Raw genomic sequence first — 19,819 nt, forward strand, 5'->3', positions numbered from 1 at the left:
GGCTTGGCTTGCATTTGCTTTCGATATTGCCGATATGTGGCCCCGGGAGGTTGGTGGTGGACGAGCCACTCGCCAACCGGGTCAGGTCCGGAAGGAAGCAGCCCTAACGAGCCCGGCACGGGTCGCCGTGCCAGCCTCCCACCCTTTTTAAAAGACGTGCTCAGCTTTCGCCGGGCCAGTTCAGCGCCCCAAGACAACTGGCAAAACAAACTGGCGAGGCAATGAGCGACACCGTACCCACCACATCAAGCGAATCCCAGGTCGGGACCGGCTACCGGGTACTGGCGCGCAAATATCGCCCCAAGGATTTTTCCGATCTGATGGTCGGCCAGGAGCCGATGGTCCGCACGCTGACCAACGCGTTTGAGACCGGGCGTATCGCGCAGGCCTATATGCTGACCGGCGTTCGCGGCGTGGGCAAGACGACCACGGCCCGCATTCTCGCCCGTGCGCTGAATTACAAGACCGACACCATCGACAAGCCGACCATCGACCTGCGCATTCCCGGTGAACATTGCCAGGCGATCATGGAAGGCCGGCATGTCGACGTGATCGAGATGGACGCCGCCTCCCATACCGGCATCGACGATATTCGCGAGATCATCGAACAGGTACGTTACCGCCCGGTTTCGGCGCGCTACAAGGTCTATATCATCGACGAAGTGCACATGCTCTCGACGCAGGCTTTCAACGGTCTTCTGAAGACCCTTGAAGAGCCGCCGGAACATGTGAAATTCATCTTTGCAACTACCGAAATCCGCAAGGTTCCGATCACCGTTCTGTCGCGCTGCCAGCGCTTTGACCTGCGCCGCATCAGCGCCGCCGATCTGGTCGGCCTGTTCACCGCCATTGCCGGCAAGGAAGGTTTCGAAGCCGATCCGCAGGCGCTGTCGATGATTGCCCGCGCTGCCGAAGGTTCTGCGCGTGACGGTCTTTCCCTGCTCGATCAGGCGATTGCCCACGGCGGCGGGCGCGTGGAGGCGGAAGCGGTGCGCGGCATGCTCGGCCTTGCCGACCGTGCACGTATCGTCGATCTCTTTCAGCATGTCGTCAAAGGCGATGTCGCGGCCGCCCTTTCGGAATTCAACGGGCAATATGAGGCGGGTGCAAACCCTGTCGTTGTGCTCAACGACCTTGCCGATTTCACCCATCTCGTCACCCGCATGAAATATGTGCCGGACGCGGCGGAAGACCCCTCGCTTTCCGAGATCGAGCGCGTGCGCGGCGCGGAATTTGCCGAGACGATTGCGGTAACCGCACTCTCGCGCATCTGGCAGATGCTGCTGAAAGGCATTCCGGAAACGGAAAATGCCTCGCGCCCGGCGGGTGCGGCCGAAATGGTGCTGATCCGGCTTTCGCACGCCGCCAATCTGCCGGCTCCGGAAGACGCCGCCCGGCGCCTGCTGGAGCTTTCGAACGGTGATGGCGGTTACGCCAATGGCGGACCTTCGGGCGGCGGCAATGGCGGCGGTGCGCGCGCCTATTCGTCAGGACAGGCGGTGGCTGCGGGAAGACCTCTCGATCTTCCCGCCCAGCGCCAGACGACACCGCAAACCTCCGCCGTGCTGCGCGCGGTTCCAGACAGCCGCCCGCAGGAGATGCAGGTCGCGGCACCGAAAACCGAAGAGCGGCCGGAGCCGAAGGTTCCCGTCACTTCGGTGCAGGATATTGCCGATCTCTGCCAGAAGAACCGCGATCCCGTCATGCGGGCCAAGGTGCGCGGCTTCGTGCGTCTGGTGCGGCTGGAGCCCGGCCGGCTTGATATGCGCCTCGGCGAAGGCGCGCCGGGCTCTCTGCCGGGTGAACTTGGCGTGAAGCTCAAGGAATGGACCGGTATCCACTGGATCGTCAGCCTCAGCAAGGAACAGGGCGAGCCGACCCTTGTTGAAGCCGAAAGCAATGCCCGGGATGCCCGCCTCGTCGATGCGCGTCAGGATCCTGACGTTGCCGCCATTCTGGCGCAGTTTCCCGGCGCAAAAATTACTGACGTGCGCATCCGCGCCGCCGCACAGGATGAGGCGGAAGAGATCGCGCCGCCATCGGTTGCCGAATCGAGCGAAGGCGACATCCTTCCCGGCGACGACATCGAGTTTTAAACAAAAAGAACAGGAGTTTGGCACATGCGTGACATCATGGGCATGATGGGCAAGGTCAAGGAAATGCAGTCCAAGATGGAGAAGGTGCAGGAAGAAATCGCCGCCCTTGAAGTCGAAGGCAGGGCTGGCGGCGGCCTGGTGACCGTCATTCTCAATGGCAAGGGCGAAATGCGCGGCCTGAAAATCGATCCTTCGCTGTTCAAGGAAGACGAGGTGGAAATCCTCGAAGACCTGATCGTGGCTGCCCACAAGGACGCCAAGGAAAAGGGCGAAGCACAAGCGCAGGAAAAGATGGCCGGCCTGACCGCGGGTCTGCCGCTGCCGCCCGGCATGAAGTTCCCGTTCTGATATAATCCGACCGAAGAGGATGGCGTGACGCACGCCGTCCTCGCGTCAAGACAGGTTTTAGGCTTCCAGCATCGCGCGGAACCGGCTTGCAAGCGGCGTTTCGAGATAGGCCGCGCGTTCAGCCATGGTGAGCTGCATGGGACGGAAGCGCTGGAGAATGGTCGGTATAGGCAGTTTCGTTCCCTGATAGGGTTCGAAGGCGATATCCTCCCCGGCGGCAAGCATTCCGCCTTTCAGCACCCGGCAATAAAAACCCGGCTGGCCCGCCTGCCGGAAACGCGGTGCGAAATCGGGATCGCCGATGCGGGCCGACAAAGTGGCGCAGGGAATGCGGGCGGCGGTTACCTCCAGCACGACTTCGTGGGCCAAGAACCTGTCGCCGACATGGAGTTTTGCGCTGTCGACGCCATCAAGAACAAGGTTTTCGCCGAAAAACCCGGCTTCGACGACAAAGCGCAGAGAGTGCGACCAGAAATCGAGATCGACTGACCCCATGACGTAAATCGCCTGATCCGGCCCGCCATGATGTTTGCGATTGCAGACGGCGTCGCTGACGATGCCTTCCGCGTCAACCATGACCGGGCCGTGGACGGGATGCTTGAAGATACCCGTCTTCATCGTCTTTCCCGGCAGGCTTTTTGCCTCGCCCCGGCACACCGCCCGTATTTTCATGGACTGCCCTTTGCGCTTCATGATTCCCGTTTCCCGATTTATGCAGTAGAAAACGCTCATGGCAAAACGAGTCACCGGTCCCGAAATCGAAAAACTGATCCAGCTTCTGGCAAAAGTGCCGGGGCTTGGCCCCCGCTCGGCGCGGCGGGCGGCGTTGCATCTCATCAAGAAAAAGGAACAGCTTCTTGGGCCTCTCGGCCATGCGATGGGCGAGGCCTATGACAAGGTGAAGATCTGCTCCTGTTGCGGCAATGTCGATACAATCGACCCCTGCACTGTCTGTACCGACGAGCGGCGCGACCAGTCGGTCATCATCGTGGTGGAAGACGTGTCGGATCTCTGGGCGCTGGAGCGGGCGGGCGCGATGAACACCGCCTATCACGTGCTGGGCGGCACGCTGTCGCCGCTCGACGGCGTCGGTCCGGAGGATTTGAACATCAAGGGCCTGATCGACCGCGTCAGCGTCGGCGGCATCCGCGAGCTCATCATCGCCGTCAATGCGACGGTGGAAGGACAGGCGACCGCCCATTACATTACCGACCGCCTCTCCGATCTCGGTATCAAGATCACCCGGCTTGCGCATGGCGTGCCAGTGGGCGGTGAGCTCGATTATCTCGACGAGGGCACGTTAACGGCGGCACTCAGGGCCCGCACGACGATCTGAAGCCTCCCTCCCCGTCATTCAAAGAGGAGACCGAATGCGAAACCATTTTGCCACGAAGGCACTGGCTGCACTTCTTTCCGTTTTTTCAGCGACGACGGCTTTTGCGCAGTCGGTACCGACAGGTGCAGCCGCAGCCCGCTACGACGCCGAATTTAACGTCTGGCTGAAAAAGGAAATCTGGCCGGAAGCCCGTAAAGCCGGCATATCGCAGAAAACGCTTGAGGCCACGCTCAGCGGTCTTTCCATCAGCTGGAACCTGCCTGATCTCGTCATTCCCGGCCAGAAGCCCCCGAAGGAACAGAGCCAGAGTCAGGCGGAATTCTCCTCGCCGGGCGCCTATTTCTCCGAAAAACGGCTGCAGGGATTGGCCGGCACCGGCCGCTCGCTTGCCGCCACCCACGCCGCGACGCTGCGCAGGATCGAGGCGAAATACGGCGTGCCCGGCGATATCATCGTTGCGATCTGGGGACGCGAATCCGGTTTTGGCCGGGCGAAACTGCCGCATTCCGTGGTCGATGTTCTGGCCACGAAAGCCTATATGTCGACCCGCAAGGAGATGTTCCGCACCGAGCTGATCGATGCGCTGAAGATCGTCGAAAACGGCGATATCGCAGCCTCGCGCATGATGGGTTCCTGGGCCGGCGCGCTCGGCCAGCCGCAATTCATGCCGTCGAGCTATCTCAAATATGCCGTGGATTTCGATGGCGACGGCCATCGCGATATCTGGAATTCCGTGCCGGATGCGCTGGCATCCATAGCGAACTATCTTTCCCAACGCGGCTGGCAGCGCAATCGCGACTGGGGTTTCGAAGTCTCGATCCCCGCCAATGTCTCCTGCGCGCAGGAAGGACCTGATCTTGCCCGGCCGGTGGCCGACTGGGCGAAGATGGGCATTACCCGCATTTCCGGAAAAGCCTTTCCGGCCAACGACCTATCCGCCGATGGCATGATGCTGGTGCCGGCCGGACGGCACGGGCCGGAATTCGTGGTGACGCCAAATTTCTACGTCATCAAGGAATATAATAATTCCGACCTCTATGCGCTGTTCATCGGCAATCTCGCCGACCGCATCACCCATGGGGCAGGCCCGTTCAAGGGTGAATGGGGCAATGTCGGATCGATGCTGCGCTCGGATGTTCTGGCCATGCAGAAGGCACTGGTTGCCAAGGGTTACGACGTCGGCAAGGCTGACGGTTTGGCCGGCTTCAAGACGCGCCGTTCGCTCGGCGACTGGCAGGCCAAGAACGGGCTTTCACCGACGTGTTTTCCAGATGCAAGCCTGAAGGCTAAGCTGAAATAGCACGTTACCGGCGACGTCGGAAAACCTCTCCGTCGTCATGCTCGGGCTTGTCCCGAGCATCTGCAACCGATTGATTTAACGATACGTGGTTGGATCCTCGGGACGAGCCCGAGGATGACGTCGAGGGTTATGGCAAGGAGCCAATAGCCTTTTTACCTGGCCCTTTCCTGCCTCTCCCAGCCTCTCAATGCTGGTCGGTATGGGGCTTGTGGAAGATATCGTCGGTCGGCGGAATGGTCTGCCGCTCGATCATCCGGTGCACACGTGGCCGTGTCTTGCCGCGATGAAGCTCAAGCAGCCTGTCCCAGGCCTCCGCATCCGCCTGGGTGCGGCGATGGTTATGGCGGACATATTCCACCCAGGTCGGCACATGGTAGCTTTCGGTCCAGATATCGGGGTTTTCCAGATCGCGCATCAGGTTCCAGTTGCGGGCACCATCCCGGATGCGGATACGGCGGCGCTCGGCCATCAGCGGCAGGAACTCGCCGAGATCCTCGTCGTGGATTTCATAGTCGATCAGAATGGCGATGGGTCCGCTGCGCGGCTTGATATCCAGCCTCAGCGGCGGCTCCACGAAGCGGTTGAGCGGATCGAGATTGAGCGAGGCAAAGGCGGGCATGGCGAGCTTGAAGCCGACGACCACGCCAAGCAGCATCAGCGCGCAGGAACAGAGAAGCGAGTAGGAAATACCGTAATCTTCCGCGAGTTCACCCCACAGCCAGCTGCCCACCGCAATGCCGCCAAAGGTCAGCGTCTGGTAAAGTGAGAGCGCACGTCCCACCACCCAGCGCGGGGTGGAGAGCTGGACGATGGTGTTGAACAGCGAAAGCGCCAGAACCCAGCAGGCACCGGCAACCGTCAGGACAAGGGACGTGATGATGGCGCTCGTACTGATTGCCGTCACGCCGGAGCTGAAGGCGAAGCCTAAAAAGGCGACGCGCACGATCCATTCGCTGGACATGACTTCCCTCAGCCGGGCGCTGATGAGCGCACCGCCGATGGCGCCAACACCGAATGCGCCCAGCATGACGCCGTAGGTCAACGGGCCGCCTTCGACCAGATCGCGGGCGACGATCGGCATCAAAGCGAGGATGGCGCTGGCGGAAAGACCGAAGAGAAAGCCGCGTACCAGCACCTTGCCGATGTTGGGCGACATGGCCACGTAACGCATGCCAGCCGAAATGGCGGCGAGAAGCTGTTCGCGCGGCAATGTGGAGGCATATTTTGGCGGCTGCCAGCGAAACAGCGCGTAGATCAGGGTGAAATAACTGAGCGCATTCACGAAAAATGCAGCGGCGGCGCCTGCGGCCGCAACGATGATACCGCCGATGGCCGGGCCGACGCTGCGGGTGATGTTAAAGCCGACGCTGTTCAGCGTCACGGCGGCGGGCAAATCCTCTCGCGGCACCATTTCGCCAACGGAAGCCTGCCATGAAGGATTGTTGAGCGCGGTACCGCAGCCGATCATGAAGGTGAAGAAGAGCAGAAGCCAGGGCGTGAGCCACCCGGACCATGCAAAAACCGTAAGAAGGATCGAAGCCGTCAGCATGAGCAGCTGGGCGGAAATCATGATGCGGCGACGATCAAAACTATCGGCCAGCGCGCCTGAAATCAGCGAGAACATCATGATCGGGAGCGAGGTGGATGCCTGCACCAGAGCGATCATGTTTTCGGAACTCGACAGCGACGTCATCATCCAAGCGGCGCCCACCGCCTGGATCAGTCCACCGAAATTCGAGGCAAGGCTGGCGATCCAGATTCGTCTGTAAGTCAAATGCCTTAAAGGCGCGAGTGGCGATTTACGGTCAGGCACGATCAGTCCACTTAATGCAACTGCGATTTATCAAACGGCAACTATAGACAGTGCCGACAATCATGCCAGCCTTTCCGACACGGTAAGGGTGAAAATATGGCCGCGGGCATTCCTGAGGCGGGGCTGCCTGCGAAAACCTTGCAATCCTGCCCCGATGGGTCTATATGACCACTGAAATTCTTGATCGCTTGATGAAGAGTGGGGCCGCAAGGCTCCGCTCTTTTTCGTTAGGCGAACCGGAAACCACGGGCTTCAGCGCCCGGTGAAAATCAAAGACCGGAAGGCCAGATGGCAGACACCGCATATGAACCGCGACTGATAACCGAAACGGGCATCGACCAGCGTATCGCCGAGATCATCGAGCCCGTTTTGACGGGCATGGGATATCTTCTGGTGCGCGTGCGGCTCTCCAACCAGAACGGCATGACGCTGCAAGTGATGGCCGAGCGCGAAGACGGCACCATGACCGTTCAGGACTGCGAAGCCATCTCCATGGCGATTTCACCGGTTCTTGATGTGGAAGATCCCGTCGATAAAGCGTATCATCTCGAAGTTTCCTCGCCCGGCATCGACCGGCCGATGGTTCGCAAATCGGATTTCACCCGCTGGCAGGGTCATCTGGTGAAGGTCGAAACCTCCATTCTGGTCGAGAACCGCAAGCGGTTTCGCGGCAAGATCGTCGAGGTCAATGCGGACGGCTTCAAGCTGGAACGCGACCAGATCGCCTATGGCGAGGAGCCGACAGTCATCATTCCGTTCAGCGCGCTTTCCGATGCGAAGCTCATTCTGACGGATGACCTTATTCGTGATGCGCTGCGGGCAGACAAGGCGGCTAAGGCCGCCGCCGCAAACCAGAACGACGAAAACGAAGCAGACGAAGACTAATTCCAACGTAAAGCCCGAAAACGGGCGACCAACGCAATTATGCGACTTACGGAGACAGAAAAATGGCAGTGAGTGCTAACCGGCTTGAGCTTCTGCAGATCGCCGATGCTGTGGCGCGCGAAAAGGTCATCGACCGCGAAATCGTGCTTGCCGCAATGGCCGACGCTATCCAGAAAGCCGCCCGCTCGCGCTATGGTTCGGAAACCAACATTCGCGCCGACATCAACTCCAAGACCGGCGAAATCCGCCTGCAGCGTCTTCTGGAAGTTGTCGAGGCGGCCGAAGATTATTCGACCCAGATTCCGCTCGCACTTGCCCGCGACCGCAACCCGGACGCCAAGCTCGGCGACTTCATCGCCGATCCGCTGCCGCCGATGGATTTCGGCCGCATCGCCGCACAGTCCGCCAAGCAGGTGATCGTTCAGAAGGTTCGCGAAGCCGAACGCGACCGTCAGTATGACGAGTTCAAGGATCGCATCGGCGAAATCGTCAACGGCACCGTCAAGCGCGTCGAATACGGCAATGTCATCGTCGATCTCGGCCGTGGCGAAGGTATCATCCGTCGTGACGAGATGATCCCGCGTGAAAACATGCGTTACGGCGACCGTGTACGCGCTTACGTCTACGACGTTCGCCGCGAGCAGCGCGGCCCGCAGATTTTCCTGTCGCGTACCCATCCGCAGTTCATGGTGAAGCTGTTCACCATGGAAGTTCCTGAGATCTACGACGGCATCATCCAGATCAAGTCGGTTGCCCGTGACCCCGGTTCGCGCGCCAAGATCGCCGTCATCTCGAACGATAGCTCGATCGATCCAGTCGGCGCCTGCGTCGGTATGCGCGGTTCGCGCGTTCAGGCCGTCGTCGGCGAATTGCAGGGCGAAAAGATCGATATCATTCCGTGGAGCCAGGAGCCGGCTTCCTTCATCGTCAACGCCCTGCAACCCGCTGAAGTGGCCAAGGTCGTTCTCGATGAAGAATCCGAGCGCATCGAAGTGGTGGTTCCGGACGAGCAGCTTTCGCTCGCCATCGGCCGCCGCGGCCAGAACGTACGTCTGGCATCACAGCTGACCGGCTGGGATATCGACATCATGACCGAGCAGGAAGAATCCGAGCGCCGCCAGAAGGAATTCAACGAGCGCACGGCCCTCTTCATGGACGCCCTCGACGTTGACGAGATGGTTGGTCAGGTTCTGGCCTCCGAAGGCTTCGCGCAGGTCGAAGAACTCGCCTATGTCGATCTCGGCGAAATTTCCTCCATCGACGGTTTCGATGAGGACACCGCAGACGAAATCCAGACCCGTGCCCGTGAATATCTGGAACGCCTGGAAGCCGAAATGGACGCCAAGCGCAAGGAACTCGGCGTTGCCGACGAGCTGCGCCAGATCGACGGCCTGACCTCGCAGATGATGGTTGCGCTCGGTGAAGACGGCATCAAGACGATTGAAGACTTTGCCGGCTGTGCCGCGGACGATCTGGTCGGCTGGAGCGAACGCAAGGACGGCGAGACCAAGAAGTTCGAAGGCATCTTCTCCAAGCTCGATGTCTCGCGCGTCGAGGCCGAGAACATGGTGGTGCAGGCCCGTCTTCTGGCTGGCTGGATCACGGCCGAAGATCTCGCTTCCGAAGAGGAAGCCGATGCTGAAGCTGCCGAGGAGGCGGATACCGCCGAGCAGGAATGACATCGCAGGCGCATGAGCCGGACGAGCTGCCCGAAACCGATGAGGACGGGCGGCTTGCAGGCAACGTCAATGGACGTATGTGCATTGTGACACGGCAAAGCGGATCACCCGATGAGTTGATCCGCTTCGTCGCAGGGCCGGATGGCAGCGTCGTGCCGGATCTGAAACGCCAATTGCCGGGGCGCGGCTGCTGGGTGACACCCGAGCGCGCCCTGATCGAGAAAGCCATCGCGAAGAAGCTCTTCGCACGGGCACTCAAACGCGACGTCAAGGCCGGACCGGAGCTACTTATCCTCCTCGACCGGCTGATGGCGCAGCAGCTTGCCGGTATGATGAACATGGCGCGCAAGGCGGGCCAGTTCATCAGCGGCGCGACGAAGGTCGATGCCGCCGTCCGGTCCGGGAACGCGATTGCCGTGTTCCACGCGACCGATGCTGCGGCGGACGGCGTGAGAAAACTGGACCAGGCCCGCAGGGCCTGGGCGTTCGGCAGCGATGCCGGCAATGAAATTCCGTCCTTCCGGCTCTTCAGTAGTGCCGAAATGGACGAGTTGATGGGCCAGAATGCTTTTATCCATGCTTGCGCGCTTGCGGGGCAGGCGGGTGAGGGTGTAGTGAAGCGCGCAACGATGCTTGAGCAGTACCGCCTTGGCGGTCGATCTCAGGCGGAACGCGACGCTGCCCGGACAGAACAATGACGCGGTTAACCGACATGAACGGTCGCCGCGTTCCGATGCAGCAATTGAACGACGAGACCTGATGGACGTCATCCGGTTCTCGTCCGAAGGAACGGGAACGAATGACCGACAACAACGACGACAAGACACTTAACGCGCCGGCCAAGAAGACTCTCACCCTCAAGCCGGGCGGGATGAATCAGGGCACCGTGCGGCAGGATATGGGTCGAGGTCGCACAAACGCGGTTGTCGTGGAAACACGCAAGCGCCGCCCCTTACGTCCTGAAGACGAGAAGCCGGTTCAGCCTGTCGTGGCAGCACCGAAGCCGGTAGCAGCAGCTCCGGCGCCTTCGGCACCGCGTCCGCAGGCTCCCCAGCCACGTATTCACCAGCCAGGCGGCCAGCAGCAGCGTCCGGGCTCGTCCCAGTCGCAGCAGCGTCCCGGCTCGTCAGCACCTCAGCAGCGTCAGCCTGACCGCCCGCGTGGCAACGTTCTGCACGACCTGTCCGCAGGCGAGATGGAAGCCCGCCGACGCGCGCTGATGGAAGCGCAGGCCCGCGATGTCGTGGAAGCCAAGCAGCGCGCTGAAGATGAAGCACGCCGCAAGGTCGAGGAAGAACAGCGCATCGCCGCCGAAAAGGAAGAAGCAGCACGCCGCGCCATCGAGGAAGCTGCAGCCGCAAAGGTGGCGGCAAGCCAGCCGGCCGCTGAAGCAAAATCCGAACCGGCCGATGAAAAGCCGGCACAGGCCGCAGCACCGGCGCCACGCGCCGATGCCCGTCCTCAGCCTGCCGCCGCCGCTCCCCGTTCCGCTCCTGGCACGCCTGAAACCGTCGCTCCGCGCGGGCGGCGTACCGGTGGTGACGACGAGGACGATCGTGGTGCGCGTCGCGGCAGCAGCCTTCCGGCCCGCGGCAAGGTTGCGGCTCCGGTTCCGGCCAAGCCCGCTGCCCGCCTGAAGACGGAAGAAGAACGCCGTCGTGGCAAACTCACCGTCACCTCGTCCAATCTGGATGAAGACGGCACGCCGCGTGGCCGTTCCATGGCATCCATGCGCCGCCGTCAGGAGAAATTCCGCCGCAGCCAGATGCAGGAAACCCGCGAAAAGGTCATGCGTGAAGTGATCCTGCCGGAAACCATCACCATTCAGGAACTGTCGCAGCGCATGTCCGAGCGCGCCGTCGACGTCATCAAGTTCCTGATGAAGGAAGGTCAGATGATGAAGCCGGGCGACGTGATCGACGCCGATCTGGCGGAACTGATCGCCGTCGAGTTCGGCCACACCGTCAAGCGCGTGTCCGAGTCCGACGTCGAAGAAGGTATCTTCAACCAGGCTGACGACGCAGGTGAGATGGTTTCCCGTCCGCCGGTGGTCACCATCATGGGTCACGTCGACCACGGCAAGACCTCGCTGCTCGACGCCATCCGTCAGGCAAATGTTGTTGCTGGCGAAGCCGGTGGCATCACCCAGCATATCGGTGCCTATCAGGTCGAAAAGAACGGCCAGAAGATCACCTTCATCGACACCCCCGGCCACGCCGCCTTTACGGCAATGCGCGCCCGTGGCGCGCAGGCGACGGATATTGCCATTCTGGTGGTTGCCGCTGACGACAGCGTGATGCCGCAGACGATTGAATCGATCAATCACGCCAAGGCGGCCAACGTGCCGATCATCGTGGCGATCAACAAGATCGACAAGCACGAAGCAAACCCTGAAAAGGTTCGCCAGCAGCTTCTGCAGCACGAAGTGTTCGTGGAATCCATGGGCGGTGAAGTGCTTGACGTGGAAGTCTCCGCCAAGAAACAGCTCGGTCTCGACAAACTGCTTGAAGCGATCCTGCTGCAGGCTGAAATTCTCGACCTTAAGGCGGATCCGAACCGTACCGCAGAAGGTACCGTCATCGAAGCGGAACTCGACCGCGGCCGTGGTGCCGTTGCCACCGTTCTCGTGCAGAAGGGTACGCTGAAGCCTGGCCAGATCATCGTGGCTGGCGACCAGTGGGGCCGCGTTCGCGCCCTCGTCAACGACAAGGGTGAACACGTCAAGGAAGCCGGTCCGGCCATGCCTGTCGAGGTTCTCGGTCTTTCCGGTACGCCGTCTGCCGGTGACCGTTTCGCGGTTGTCGAAAACGAAAGCCGTGCCCGCGAGATTTCCGAATACCGCCAGCGTCTGGCACGCGACAAGGCTGTCGCACGTCAGACGGGCCAGCGCGGTTCGCTGGAACAGATGATGAGCCAGCTGCAGACTTCGGGAATGAAGGAATTCCCGCTGGTCATCAAGGCAGACGTGCAGGGTTCGGTCGAAGCCATTATCGCTTCGCTCGACAAGCTCGGCACCGACGAAGTCCGCGCTCGTATCGTTCACTCGGGCGCTGGCGCCATCACGGAATCGGATATCTCGCTTGCCGAAGCATCCAACGCCGCGATCATCGGCTTCAACGTTCGCGCCAACGCACAGGCACGTACGGCTTCCGAACGCGCCGGCATCGAGATCCGCTACTACAACATCATCTACGATCTGGTGGATGACGTGAAGGCAGCGATGTCGGGCCTGCTGTCGCCGGAGCGTCGCGAGACCTTCCTCGGCAACGCGGAAATCCTCGAAGTGTTCAACATCACCAAGGTCGGCAAGGTCGCGGGTTGCCGCGTCACCGAAGGCAAGGTGGAACGTGGTGCAGGCGTCCGTCTCATTCGCGACAACGTCGTCATTCACGAAGGCAAGCTCAAGACGCTCAAGCGCTTCAAGGACGAAGTGGCAGAAGTGCCGGTCGGTCAGGAATGCGGTATGGCGTTCGAGAACTACGAAGATATCCGCGCAGGCGATATCATCGAGTGCTTCCGCGTCGAGCACATCACCAGAACGCTCTAAGCGTCCGGTTGAAACATACATAAAAATCGCAATTGGGCGCCGGCAAGCCGGCGCTCGATTGTTTATAGCGCCCTCAATCACTCGAAGCGTGCAAGGTCGCCGTAACACCAGAGCGCCACTGGTCGTCTCAGACGCAGTCAGGACGCTCTAACACTTTGAAACTGCGCATCGTTCGCATCGAAATCGATTTCGATTTTCGGACCTATGCGCTAGATTTGCACACACCCTCCTCGACCGAAAAAGATCGGGGGGAGATGTGCAGGGGCAAAAGAAATGGCAAAAGCAACATCATCGGCTCCCTCGCAGCGTATGCTGCGCGTCGGCGAACAGGTTCGCGCGGCCGTGACGCAAATCCTGCAACGCGGCGAAGTTCGCGACGATCTTATTGAAAAGACCGTCATTTCGATCTCGGAAGTGCGTATGTCGCCCGATTTGAAGATCGCGACGGCCTACGTAACGCCGCTTGGCGTTGCCGATCACACCGGCATCATCGATGCACTCAATCGTCATGCCAAGTTCATGCGCGGCCGCCTTGGTCCGCAGCTTCGGCAGATGAAATACATGCCGGAACTGCGTTTCCGCGACGATACGAGTTTCGACAATTACCAGAAGATCGACGCACTCCTGCGGTCACCGGAGGTGCAGCGCGATCTTGGACCTTCAAACGAAAAAGACGACGAACAGAACTGAAGCATGTCCAAACCACGCAAACAGCAGAACCGCAAACCCAAGGGCCGCCCGATTTCCGGCTGGCTCATTCTCGACAAGCCGCTGGATTTCGGCTCCACCGAGGCCGTTTCCAAGATCAAATGGCTGTTCAACGCCCAGAAGGCGGGGCATGCCGGCACGCTCGATCCGCTGGCATCCGGCATGCTGCCGATCGCGCTTGGCGATGCGACCAAGACCGTGCCTTACGTGATGGACGGCCGGAAAATCTACGAGTTTACCGTCACCTGGGGCGAGCAGCGCTCGACCGACGATCTTGAAGGCGAGGTGGTCAACTCTTCCGATCAACGCCCGGATGAACAGGCGATCCGCGATCTTCTGCCCAATTATACCGGCGTGATCCAGCAGACACCGCCGCAATTCTCCGCCATCAAGATCGCCGGCGAGCGCGCCTATGATCTGGCGCGTGACGGCGAGACGGTGGAAATTCCGGCGCGCGAGGTGGAAATCCACCGTCTGACGCTGCTTGCCTGCCCGGACGCCAATACCGCGCATTTCGAAGTGGAATGCGGCAAAGGCACCTATGTGCGGGCGCTGGCGCGCGACATGGGCCATGATCTCGGTTGCTACGGCCATATTTCGCAATTGCGTCGCACCATGGTCGCCCCCTTCGGCGAAGACATGATGGTGCCTCTCGAAACCCTGAAGGCGCTTGAAGCCGTGGAGGATCGCGACGAGCGACTGGAAGCGCTGGATGCCTTCCTGATCGACACGGCCGAGGCGCTTTCCGCCCTTCCCCGCCTCATCATCAATGACGATCAGGCCCACCGGCTGAAGATGGGCAACCCCATTCTGCTGCGCGGACGTGATGCGCCGGCCAATCACCCGGAAGCCTATGCGACCGCACATGGCAAACTGGTCGCCATCGGCGAGATCGGTGAAGGCGAGTTCCGGCCGAAGCGGGTTTTCGGCTGAAACGGGCTCTATCTATTTGTTTTACGCGTTTCCGGACGGAAATCCGCTTCACACTTTTGCGGGAAACGCTCTGGGAGGCGCAGTCAATCGCCTCTTTCAATTGTACCCGGAATAGTTTATAGGCAGCGCCAGCTTGGGCTTTGCCTTTGCTGCCGAATGGCCTGAGCTGGACGACATCCCGGCTCCAGGCGTCCCATTTTCCTTAAAATAGAAAGGATCGTCCGATGTCGATTACTGCAGAGCGCAAAGCCGCCCTCATCAAGGAATATGCAACGAAGGAAGGCGACACCGGTTCTCCGGAAGTTCAGGTCGCTATCCTGACCGAGCGGATCAACAACCTCACCGGTCACTTCAAGGACCACAAGAAGGACAACCACTCCCGTCGTGGCCTTCTGACGCTGGTTTCGAGCCGTCGTTCGCTTCTCGACTATCTGAAGAAGAAGGACGAAGCCCGTTACAGCAAGCTGATCGGTGCTCTCGGCATTCGCCGCTAAAACCTTATCCGGCGGGTTTCGCAAAGATACCCGCCGGTTTTTATATCTGACCTTTTCAAGGTCATCGTAATTTCCGGGCGTTTGCCACAGCTATGGCCCCCGGACGATAAGGCAGCCCCGGATGGGCCGGAGCGACCTTTTCAACCGCAGACCTGTCATGGGGCAGGATTGCCGGATGCTTGCACGTTGAAAGCCTCCGGCTGTCTTGCCCGTGATTGCGTCGTTCTTTGCCCCCACAAGGCGGGCAAGTACAAACAAGGACAAGATATGTTCAATCAACACTCCGTGGAAATCGAATGGGCAGGCCGCCCGCTGAAGCTCGAGACCGGCAAGGTTGCCCGTCAGGCTGACGGCGCCGTCATCGCAACCTACGGCGAGACGATGGTTCTCGCGACCGTGGTTTCCGCAAAGTCTCCGAAGCCCGGCCAGGACTTCTTTCCGCTGACCGTCAACTATCAGGAAAAGACCTACGCAGCCGGCAAGATCCCCGGTGGTTATTTCAAGCGCGAAGGCCGTCCGAGCGAAAACGAAACGCTGGTTTCGCGCCTGATCGACCGCCCGATCCGCCCGCTTTTCCCTGAGGGCTACAAGAACGACACGCAGGTTGTCGTCACCGTCATCCAGCACGATCTGGAAAACAACCCGGACATTCTGTCGATGGTCGCCACTTCGGCTGCGCTGACCCTTTCCGGTATCCCGTTCATGGGTCCGATCGGCGGCGCGCGCGTTGGCTACATCAACGGCGAATATGTTCTGAACCCGCATCTCGACGAGATGGAAGAATCCACGCTCGATCTGGTTGTCGCCGGTACCTCCGACGCTGTTCTGATGGTTGAATCGGAAGCCAAGGAACTCAACGAAGACATCATGCTCGGCGCCGTCATGTTCGGCCACAAGGGCTTCCAGCCGGTCATCGACGCGATCATCAAGCTCGCCGAAGTTGCCGCCAAGGAACCCCGCGAATTCGAACCGGAAGACTTCTCCGCGCTCGAAAACGAAATGCTGGCGCTCGCCGAAGCCGAACTGCGCGATGCCTACAAGATCACCGAGAAGGCTGCCCGCTACGCCGCCGTCGACGCGGTCAAGGCAAAGGTAAAGGCGCACTTCCTGCCGGAAGAAGGCGAAGCAAAGTACAGCCCGGAAGAAATCGGCGCCGTCTTCAAGCACCTTCAGGCCAAGATCGTTCGCTGGAACGTTCTCGACACCAAGAGCCGCATCGACGGCCGCGACCTGTCGACCGTTCGTCCGATCATCTCGGAAGTCGGCCTTCTGCCGCGCACCCACGGTTCGGCACTCTTTACCCGCGGCGAAACCCAGGCGATCGTTGTTGCGACCCTCGGCACCGGCGAAGATGAGCAGTATGTCGACAGCCTCACCGGCATGTACAAGGAACGCTTCCTGCTGCATTACAACTTCCCGCCCTACTCGGTCGGTGAAACAGGCCGCATGGGTTCCCCGGGTCGTCGCGAAATCGGTCACGGCAAGCTCGCATGGCGCGCTATCCGCCCGATGCTGCCGACTGCGGAACAGTTCCCCTACACGCTGCGCGTCGTTTCCGAAATCACCGAGTCCAACGGCTCCTCGTCGATGGCAACGGTTTGCGGCACCTCGCTTGCTCTGATGGACGCCGGCGTTCCGCTGGCAAAGCCGGTTGCCGGTATCGCCATGGGCCTTATCCTTGAAGGCGAGCGCTTTGCGGTTCTCTCCGATATCCTCGGTGACGAAGATCACCTCGGCGACATGGACTTCAAGGTCGCCGGTACTGCCGACGGCATCACCTCGCTGCAGATGGACATCAAGATCGCCGGCATCACCGAAGAGATCATGAAGATTGCTCTCGAGCAGGCACAGGGTGGCCGCAAGCACATCCTCGGCGAAATGGCCAACGCCATCACCGAGAGCCGTGGCCAGCTCGGCGAATTCGCACCGCGCATCGAAGTGATGAACATTCCGGTCGACAAGATCCGTGAAGTCATCGGTTCGGGCGGCAAGGTCATTCGCGAAATCGTCGAAAAGACCGGCGCCAAGATCAACATCGAGGATGACGGCACCGTCAAGATCGCTTCCTCTTCCGGCAAGGAAATCGAAGCGGCCCGCAAGTGGATCCACTCGATCGTTGCAGAACCGGAAGTCGGCCAGATCTACGAAGGCACGGTCGTCAAGACCGCTGACTTCGGCGCTTTCGTCAACTTCTTCGGCGCCCGCGACGGCCTCGTTCATATCTCGCAGCTCGCTTCCGAGCGTGTCGCCAAGACCTCCGATGTCGTCAAGGAAGGCGACAAGGTCTGGGTGAAGCTGATGGGCTTCGACGAGCGTGGCAAGGTTCGCCTGTCCATGAAGGTTGTCGACCAGGCAACCGGCCAGGAAATCGCCGCCGACAAGAAGAAGGAAGACGGCGAAGCCGCTGCCGAATAAGGCCGCGCCGCCAGATTCTCTCGAGGCGCGGGTTTTGCCCGCGCCTTTTTTCTATTAGAGCGTTTCCGCCTTTCTCCGAAACGCGAAAGCGCTCTACTTATTTGTTTTTACGCATTTTCCGGGCGTAAAACCGCGACGCAATTTTACTGGAAATGCTCGATCTTAAGGACGCTCCAATGAGCCGTGACGCCGTTAAAACCCTTTTCCATCCCTTTGCCGCAGAAATGCTCGACATGCCGAAAGAGGGCGAACGCGTTCTGTTTCTGGGAGCAGAAGCCGGCCCACGGCTGGAGGGTTTTGATGCGGAGATCGTCGCGGTCCAGCATCTGAGGCCGCTCTATCGGGCCTTGCAGGCTCAGGGCGCAGAGGTCACCCCGGATGTTTCGGGCGAGGACTACGATGCAGCGCTTTTGCTGTGCGGCAAACATCGCGGTGAGAACGAAAACCGCGTCGCCGAAGCGCTTTCGCGCGTGAAGGCCGGCGGCCTTATCGTCGCTGCCGGATCGAAGGAAGACGGTATTCTGACGCTGCGCAAGACGCTTGCAAAGCTTGGCATCGAAGCGGAATCGACGCCGAAATATCACGGCGTCGCCGTCTGGTTCAGACGGCCGGACGATGTGTCATCCGCCGTGTCAAAGCTTGCCCAGCATGCCGCCACGGTAGCGGGCCGTTTCACCGCCCTGCCCGGCATGTTCTCACATGACCGGGTGGATGATGGTTCGGAGCTTCTCGCATCGCGCCTGCCGACCGACTTTGACGGCAATGCTGCCGACTTCGGTGCAGGCTGGGGTTATCTCTCGGTCATGCTGGCAGAAAAATCGCCGCGCACGGCCCGCATCGATCTTTTCGAAGCCGACTGGAACGCGCTCGAATTCGCCAAGACCAATCTTCTCGAGAATAATCCGCGGCTGACGGCACGCTTCTTCTGGCAGGATCTGGCAAACGAACCGCCGAAGGAAAAATACGACCTGATCATCATGAACCCGCCTTTCCACGCGGCGGGACAGGCGGCGGAACCCGCCCTTGGTCAGGCCTTCATCAAGGCTGCGGCGGGCGCGCTTCGCAGCGGTGGAAAGCTGCTGATGGTTGCCAATCGCGGCATGCCCTATGAGCCGGTGCTCGCGGCAGAGTTCCGCACCAGCGGCGAGGTATGCCGCAACGCACGCTTCAAGATCCTGAGCGCGCAGAAATAATCAGTTCGGCGGAATAATCAGCTCAACAGCCATGCCCACAGCGACACGGAAAGAACGCCGGTCGCCGTGGAAATGCTGATGGTAGAGGCCGCAACGCTGTGGCCGATACCAAAGCGGTTGGCGATCAGCCATGCATTCACCCCCGTCGGCACGGAAGAGGTGAGCACCAGTGCGGCCGTCCATTCCCGGCTTAGACCGAGCCCATGGCCCATGGCCCACACACAGGCGGGCAGAAGCAGCAGCTTGAAAACCGTCATGGTAACGGCGATCCCGAGATTGCCGCGAATGGTGTATTTCGTCAGCGCCATGCCGAGCGAAATGAGTGCCGCCGGTCCTGCCATGGAGGCGATCTGATCAACCACGGTCTTGAGGATTGGCGTCAGCGTCACACCGGAAACATTGGTTGAAAGCCCGATGAAAAGGCCGATCACCAGCGGATTGGTGACGAGGTTTCGGCCCACCTGCTTGAAGACCGCAGCGGTGCTGCGCTTTTCGCCGCCAACCGCCTTGTGTGTGGCGTTCTCCATCAGGATCGTGCCGGCGATCATCATGACCGGCAGGTGAATGGCCAGCAGAATGGACAGAGCGACCAGCCCCTCATCCCCCACGGAGCGCCCGACGAGCGGCAGGCCGATGAAGATATTATTGGCAAAGGCCGAGGAGATGCCGGCTATGACGGCGATGCGGACATCCTGCTTGAAGACATAACGCGTGACGATATGGCCGACCGTCCAGGTTACGGCGACACCCGCAAAATATGTGAGCCATAGGCGAAAAGGCGATGCGCCGTGAAAATTCGCTTCCGCGAGCGTGCGGAAGATCAAAGTCGGCACGGCAATCTTGAACACGAAATCGCTGAGAATCTCGCCGGCATCAGCCCTGAACAGACCGGCCTTGACGGTCAGCCAGCCGATCAGGATGAGAATGAAAATGGGAGCGACGTTCGCGGCAACGGCAGACATGGAGGGAAAGCTTTCGCGGCTTTGCGGGAGATACTCCGCTTTAGAGCGTTTTTCTCGGGAATGAAATCGCGAAAACGCTACGCCGCCTTGTTTTCATGCAATGCGGCAGA

Annotated in this window: 16 protein-coding genes and 1 other RNA gene; 14 read left to right on the plus strand and 3 right to left on the minus strand. The window is 60.3% G+C overall.

What is annotated here, in order from left to right; genetic code table 11:
- The first annotated feature begins 45 nt into the window (after positions 1–45).
- From ffs to AC1ROR_RS12600, 3 genes are all read left to right on the plus strand, one after another.
- Positions 46–142: signal recognition particle sRNA small type (ffs, locus tag AC1ROR_RS12590), an RNA gene on the plus strand.
- Positions 143–221: 79 nt separating this feature from the next.
- Positions 222–2,096, plus strand: coding sequence for a DNA polymerase III subunit gamma/tau (locus tag AC1ROR_RS12595; protein ID WP_498589569.1), 1,875 nt, complete (start codon positions 222–224; stop codon positions 2,094–2,096).
- Positions 2,097–2,120: 24 nt separating this feature from the next.
- The gene (locus AC1ROR_RS12600; protein WP_003507179.1) at positions 2,121–2,444 is read left to right on the plus strand and encodes a YbaB/EbfC family nucleoid-associated protein; all 324 of its coding nucleotides are present in this window, start codon (positions 2,121–2,123) and stop codon (positions 2,442–2,444) included.
- A gap of 57 nt (positions 2,445–2,501) precedes the next feature.
- Here AC1ROR_RS12600 and AC1ROR_RS12605 read toward each other — a convergent pair whose 3' ends face one another.
- A complete protein-coding gene (locus tag AC1ROR_RS12605; protein ID WP_498589570.1) occupies positions 2,502–3,137 on the minus strand; it encodes an MOSC domain-containing protein in 636 nt (211 codons plus the stop codon).
- Between the two features lie 37 nt (positions 3,138–3,174).
- Between AC1ROR_RS12605 and recR the strand changes: the two genes are divergently transcribed.
- Both recR and AC1ROR_RS12615 read left to right on the plus strand, forming a co-directional pair.
- Complete coding sequence (recR, locus tag AC1ROR_RS12610) at positions 3,175–3,780, plus strand: recombination mediator RecR (RefSeq protein ID WP_035219695.1); 606 nt, start codon at positions 3,175–3,177, stop codon at positions 3,778–3,780.
- A gap of 34 nt (positions 3,781–3,814) precedes the next feature.
- Complete coding sequence (locus tag AC1ROR_RS12615) at positions 3,815–5,080, plus strand: lytic murein transglycosylase (RefSeq protein WP_498589571.1); 1,266 nt, start codon at positions 3,815–3,817, stop codon at positions 5,078–5,080.
- 184 nt (positions 5,081–5,264) lie between these two features.
- Here AC1ROR_RS12615 and AC1ROR_RS12620 read toward each other — a convergent pair whose 3' ends face one another.
- Entirely contained in the window at positions 5,265–6,893 is a 1,629-nt protein-coding gene (locus AC1ROR_RS12620; RefSeq protein WP_498589572.1) for an MFS transporter, read from the minus strand.
- Positions 6,894–7,181: 288 nt separating this feature from the next.
- On the opposite strand from AC1ROR_RS12620, the gene rimP reads away from it, so the two are divergent.
- From rimP to AC1ROR_RS12665, 9 genes are all read left to right on the plus strand, one after another.
- Positions 7,182–7,778 (plus strand): ribosome maturation factor RimP, encoded by a 597-nt coding sequence (rimP, locus tag AC1ROR_RS12625; RefSeq protein ID WP_498589573.1) that lies wholly within the window; start codon positions 7,182–7,184, stop codon positions 7,776–7,778.
- Positions 7,779–7,840: 62 nt separating this feature from the next.
- The gene (gene nusA, locus AC1ROR_RS12630; RefSeq protein ID WP_498589574.1) at positions 7,841–9,457 is read left to right on the plus strand and encodes a transcription termination factor NusA; all 1,617 of its coding nucleotides are present in this window, start codon (positions 7,841–7,843) and stop codon (positions 9,455–9,457) included.
- A complete protein-coding gene (locus tag AC1ROR_RS12635) occupies positions 9,454–10,155 on the plus strand; it encodes an RNA-binding protein (protein WP_498589575.1) in 702 nt (233 codons plus the stop codon). The genes nusA and AC1ROR_RS12635 overlap by 4 nt, the downstream gene beginning before the upstream one ends.
- A gap of 101 nt (positions 10,156–10,256) precedes the next feature.
- Entirely contained in the window at positions 10,257–13,004 is a 2,748-nt protein-coding gene (gene infB / locus AC1ROR_RS12640) for a translation initiation factor IF-2 (RefSeq protein ID WP_498589576.1), read from the plus strand.
- 273 nt (positions 13,005–13,277) lie between these two features.
- Positions 13,278–13,694, plus strand: coding sequence for a 30S ribosome-binding factor RbfA (rbfA, locus tag AC1ROR_RS12645; protein WP_035219713.1), 417 nt, complete (start codon positions 13,278–13,280; stop codon positions 13,692–13,694).
- Between the two features lie 3 nt (positions 13,695–13,697).
- Entirely contained in the window at positions 13,698–14,645 is a 948-nt protein-coding gene (gene truB / locus AC1ROR_RS12650) for a tRNA pseudouridine(55) synthase TruB (protein ID WP_498589577.1), read from the plus strand.
- A 224-nt stretch (positions 14,646–14,869) separates the two neighbouring features.
- Positions 14,870–15,139 carry a 30S ribosomal protein S15 gene (gene rpsO / locus AC1ROR_RS12655; RefSeq protein ID WP_003492949.1) on the plus strand — a complete coding sequence of 90 codons (270 nt, stop codon included), beginning with the start codon at positions 14,870–14,872 and terminating at the stop codon, positions 15,137–15,139.
- A gap of 267 nt (positions 15,140–15,406) precedes the next feature.
- On the plus strand, positions 15,407–17,554 hold the full coding sequence (gene pnp, locus AC1ROR_RS12660) for a polyribonucleotide nucleotidyltransferase (RefSeq protein WP_035219718.1): 2,148 nt from the start codon (positions 15,407–15,409) through the stop codon (positions 17,552–17,554).
- Between the two features lie 176 nt (positions 17,555–17,730).
- Positions 17,731–18,747, plus strand: a complete 1,017-nt coding sequence (locus tag AC1ROR_RS12665) for a class I SAM-dependent methyltransferase (protein ID WP_498589578.1) — start codon at positions 17,731–17,733, stop codon at positions 18,745–18,747.
- 17 nt (positions 18,748–18,764) lie between these two features.
- On the opposite strand, the gene AC1ROR_RS12670 is transcribed toward AC1ROR_RS12665, so the two are convergent.
- Positions 18,765–19,709 (minus strand): AEC family transporter, encoded by a 945-nt coding sequence (locus AC1ROR_RS12670; RefSeq protein ID WP_498589579.1) that lies wholly within the window; start codon positions 19,707–19,709, stop codon positions 18,765–18,767.
- Positions 19,710–19,819 lie beyond the last annotated feature (110 nt).

Source organism: Agrobacterium sp. GW821-FHT14E08, from assembly GCF_058803865.1.

Coding starts and splice junctions, on each gene's coding strand:
- AC1ROR_RS12595 (WP_498589569.1), top strand. CDS start 222: ATGAGCGACACCGTACCCACCACATCAAGCGAATCCCAGGTCGGGACC.
- AC1ROR_RS12600 (WP_003507179.1), top strand. CDS start 2,121: ATGCGTGACATCATGGGCATGATGGGCAAGGTCAAGGAAATGCAGTCC.
- AC1ROR_RS12605 (WP_498589570.1), bottom strand. CDS start 3,137: ATGAAGCGCAAAGGGCAGTCCATGAAAATACGGGCGGTGTGCCGGGGC.
- recR (WP_035219695.1), top strand. CDS start 3,175: ATGGCAAAACGAGTCACCGGTCCCGAAATCGAAAAACTGATCCAGCTT.
- AC1ROR_RS12615 (WP_498589571.1), top strand. CDS start 3,815: ATGCGAAACCATTTTGCCACGAAGGCACTGGCTGCACTTCTTTCCGTT.
- rimP (WP_498589573.1), top strand. CDS start 7,182: ATGGCAGACACCGCATATGAACCGCGACTGATAACCGAAACGGGCATC.
- nusA (WP_498589574.1), top strand. CDS start 7,841: ATGGCAGTGAGTGCTAACCGGCTTGAGCTTCTGCAGATCGCCGATGCT.
- AC1ROR_RS12635 (WP_498589575.1), top strand. CDS start 9,454: ATGACATCGCAGGCGCATGAGCCGGACGAGCTGCCCGAAACCGATGAG.
- infB (WP_498589576.1), top strand. CDS start 10,257: ATGACCGACAACAACGACGACAAGACACTTAACGCGCCGGCCAAGAAG.
- rbfA (WP_035219713.1), top strand. CDS start 13,278: ATGGCAAAAGCAACATCATCGGCTCCCTCGCAGCGTATGCTGCGCGTC.
- truB (WP_498589577.1), top strand. CDS start 13,698: ATGTCCAAACCACGCAAACAGCAGAACCGCAAACCCAAGGGCCGCCCG.
- rpsO (WP_003492949.1), top strand. CDS start 14,870: ATGTCGATTACTGCAGAGCGCAAAGCCGCCCTCATCAAGGAATATGCA.
- pnp (WP_035219718.1), top strand. CDS start 15,407: ATGTTCAATCAACACTCCGTGGAAATCGAATGGGCAGGCCGCCCGCTG.
- AC1ROR_RS12665 (WP_498589578.1), top strand. CDS start 17,731: ATGAGCCGTGACGCCGTTAAAACCCTTTTCCATCCCTTTGCCGCAGAA.
- AC1ROR_RS12670 (WP_498589579.1), bottom strand. CDS start 19,709: ATGTCTGCCGTTGCCGCGAACGTCGCTCCCATTTTCATTCTCATCCTG.